Below are 3,718 nucleotides of genomic sequence, written 5' to 3'. Positions count from 1 at the left end.
CATTGACTTACGACAGTAAGCCTGCTTCCCTCTAGCCTGGCCAGAGATCATTATCCGGAAGTCTATAAGCTTATTTATGCTGATTTGTTTGGATGGGGCATTGTATGGGCGAACCGCGCAGACCGTTCCATCTCTGGAAGTTTCGCAAGGAAGAAGTGGACGAATGGGTGAAGTCGGGCGGAGCCAAGGATAGAGGAGAAGAGTGATGGCGGAACCACTTGCAGACCAGATCATACAGAAGGTCAAGCAAGCCGCTGAACTCTATCACCGGCTGCTGTTGGTCGTCGCACCGGCGGGCGCAGGCAAGACTACTGCGCTTCACGATGTGCGGGATCGCACCGGTGCGCCCCTGGTCAACATCAACCTCGAGCTTTCCCGTCAGATGCTGGAATTGACGGAGCGTCAACGGGTCCTGCAGTTGCCTCGTCTTCTCCGGGAGATCGTCGGCAATGGCGGTGCTGAGATGATCCTGCTCGACAACATTGAAGTCATCTTCGATGTTGACCTGAAGCAAGACCCGCTTCGCCTGCTCCAGGGACTCTCTCGCAACAAGACCGTGGTGGCCGCATGGAACGGCTCCATCGTTGAAGATTCTTTGACCTATGCCGCTCCGGACCACCCGGAGTACAGGCGCTATCCGATGCGCGATTTTCTGGTGGCAAGCCCGGAGGTGACGACATGAAAACGACTAATTCCATTGCAAGGGAGCAGACGCGATGAAATACGGTGACCTGATCCAGTTTGAACCCATCGAGTCCGTGGTCCAGCTGCGGGACGCCGACGAAGCGACTGCGGCCCGGCAGCTTGTCGAGACCTATGTCATCTCAGAGGAGATGGCGGAAAAGCTGGTGGGTCTGGTAATTCCCCAGCTGCAATTCGAGCAGCCCACCGACAACAAAGGCCTATTGGTGGTCGGCAACTACGGCACCGGTAAGTCCCACCTCATGTCGGTGATCTCCGGGCTTGCGGAAAATCCCGACCTCTCCGCCAGTCTGAACAATTCAGACGTAGCGGATGCCGCCGGGAAAATCGGCGGCCGGTTCAAGGTGGTTCGCACCGAAATCGGAGCCACCACCATGTCCTTGCGGGACATCCTTGTGGCCGAGCTGGAAGCGCATCTCGCGGACATGGGCGTGAGTTACAGCTTCCCCTCCGCAGATCAGGTCTCCAATAACAAGCGCTCCTTTGAAGAGATGATGACCGCGTTTCATCAAGAATTTCCAGACCACGGCCTGCTTCTGGTGGTGGACGAGCTGCTTGATTATCTGCGCACCCGCAAAGATCAGGAACTCATCTTGGACCTGAACTTTCTCCGTGAAATCGGCGAGGTCTGCAAGGACCTGCGCTTCCGCTTCATGGCCGGCGTCCAGGAAGCCATCTTCGACAGCCCGCGCTTTTCCTTTGTGGCCGACAGCATCCGCCGGGTGAAAGACCGCTTCGAGCAGGTCCTCATCGCCCGCAAAGACGTCAAGTTCGTGGTGGCCGAGCGATTGCTCAAAAAGACCGGCAAGCAACCGGCCAAGATACGCGAGTACCTGACGCCTTTCGGCAAATTTTACGGCCACATGAACGAGCGCATGGACGAGTTCGTTCGCCTCTTCCCGGTGCATCCCGACTATATCGACACCTTTGAACGGGTGACCGCCGTGGAGAAGCGCGAAGTGCTGAAGGCGCTCTCGCTGGCCATGAAAAAGATACTCGACCAGGACATGCCGGACGACCGGCCCGGGCTCATTGCCTATGACACCTACTGGACCAATCTCCGGGAAAATCCATCGTTTCGTTCTGTACCGGATATCAAGGCGGTGATCGACTGTAGCCAGGTACTGGAATCTCGCATCCAGCAGGCCTTTACGCGTCCGGCCTACAAGCCCATGGCATTGCGGCTCATCCATGCCCTATCGGTCCATCGGCTCACTACCGGCGACATTTACGCCAGATTAGGCGCAACTGCCGGGGAACTGCGTGACGGGCTCTGCCTCTATCAACCGGGCATTGAGGAACTCGGCGGCGATCCGGCTGACGACCTGCTCTCCCAGGTGGAGACGGTCCTGCGGGAAATCCACAAGACGGTCAGCGGGCAGTTCATTTCATCAAACCCGCACAACCGCCAGTTCTATCTGGACCTGAAGAAGACCGACGACTTCGACGCGCTGATCGAAAAGCGGGCCGAGAGCCTTGACGCCTCACAGTTGGACCGTTACTATTACGAAGCTCTGAAGCGGGTCATGGAGTGCACGGACCAGACCTATGTGACCGGCTACAAGATCTGGCAGCACGAGCTGGAATGGCTGGAGCGCAAGGCTGCACGCCAGGGATATCTCTTTTTTGGTGTGCCCAATGAACGATCCACAGCCGTGCCGCCACGAGATTTTTATCTCTATTTTATCCAGCCTTTTGATCCACCGCATTTCAAAGACGAAAAGAAATCTGATGAGGTTTTTTTACGGATTACACACACGGATGATGAATTCCGTTCTTCACTCAGGAACTATGCCGCAGCCTTGGATTTAGCCTCAACTTCATCCGGCCACGCTAAATCGACCTATGAATCGAAGGCGAGCAATTTCCTTAGAAGCCTGGTACAGTGGCTGCAAAAAAACATGACCACCGCATTTGAAGTGACTTATCAGGGCAAGTGCAAATCCATTCGTGAGTGGGCCAAAAAACATTCGCTTAGAGACATGGCTGGATTAGGGCCCCATGAAAGAATCAATTTCAGAGATGTTATCAATTCTGTCGGTGGTATTTGCCTCGCACCGCATTTCGCGGACCAAGCACCTGATTATCCATTCTTTTCGGTGCTGATCACCGGGAGAAACCGGGACCAGGCCGCGCAGGATGCCCTGCGCGCCATCGCCGACCAGAAGAATCGCAGCAAGCAGGCCACGGCAGTGCTCGACGCTTTGGAACTGCTCAACGGTGAACGGCTCGATCCCTACAAATCAAAATACGCCAAACAGATCCTCGGCCTGCTCAAAAAGAAAGGCCACGGCCAGGTGGTCAACCGCTCCGAGCTGATCCAGGATGACAAGGGCGTGGAATACATGGACAAGGACCGGCAGCGGCTGGAGCCCGAATGGGTCGCCGTTGTACTGGCCGTCCTGGTTTACTCGGGAGATATGGTCCTCGCCATTCCGGGCAAAAAATTCGACGCCACCGGCCTGTCGCAGTTGGCAGGAACCGGCGTGAACGAACTTACGCAGTTCAAGCATATCGAGCGGCCCAAAGACTGGAATCTTCCGGCGCTAAAGGCCCTGTTCGAATTGCTCGGCCTCACCCCCGGCATGGCCCAACTGCTTACCCAGGGCAAGGAAGAACCGGTTCAGCAGCTCCAGAAAGCCATTTCCGAATCAGTGGAAAAGCTGGTTGTCATGCAGCAGAGCCTGCAAAGCGGTCTGCTCTTTTGGGGCCGGAATCTCCTGGCTGAGGAGGAGGCCCAGAAACTTCGCACCCGGCTCGATGAGACCAAGAGCTTCCTGGAATCGCTCCAGGCGTACAGCTCGCCCGGAAAGCTCAAGAACTTCCGCTATGACGCCCAGGAGGTGAACGCGCATCGGGACGGGCTCAACTCCCTGGCCGAGATCGAATCCCTCCAGGAATTGGTCGCTGATCTTGGTTCCACGGCATCGTTCCTCTCTACCGCTGAGGCGGTGCTGTCCGCCGACCACGAGTGGGTGGGCAAGATGAAGAAGGCGCGGGACGAGGTGCTCGCCCA

2 protein-coding genes are annotated in these 3,718 nt (G+C 56.6%); both read left to right on the top strand.

Annotated elements, in window-relative coordinates; genetic code table 11:
• Positions 1–205: 205 nt before the first annotated feature.
• Positions 206–682 (top strand): BREX-3 system P-loop-containing protein BrxF, encoded by a 477-nt coding sequence (gene brxF / locus ACY692_RS14485; RefSeq protein ID WP_462326088.1) that lies wholly within the window; start codon positions 206–208, stop codon positions 680–682.
• Positions 683–716: 34 nt separating this feature from the next.
• Positions 717–3,718: DUF6079 family protein (locus tag ACY692_RS14480; RefSeq protein ID WP_462326087.1), on the top strand; the 3,002-nt coding region annotated here is incomplete at its 3' end.

Source organism: Desulfoplanes sp. (assembly GCF_054921335.1).
This window is presented reverse-complemented; position numbering and strand designations above follow the sequence as displayed.

Excerpts from the sequence above, each read along its gene's own strand:
- brxF (WP_462326088.1), top strand. The coding sequence starts at position 206 with ATGGCGGAACCACTTGCAGACCAGATCATACAGAAGGTCAAGCAAGCC.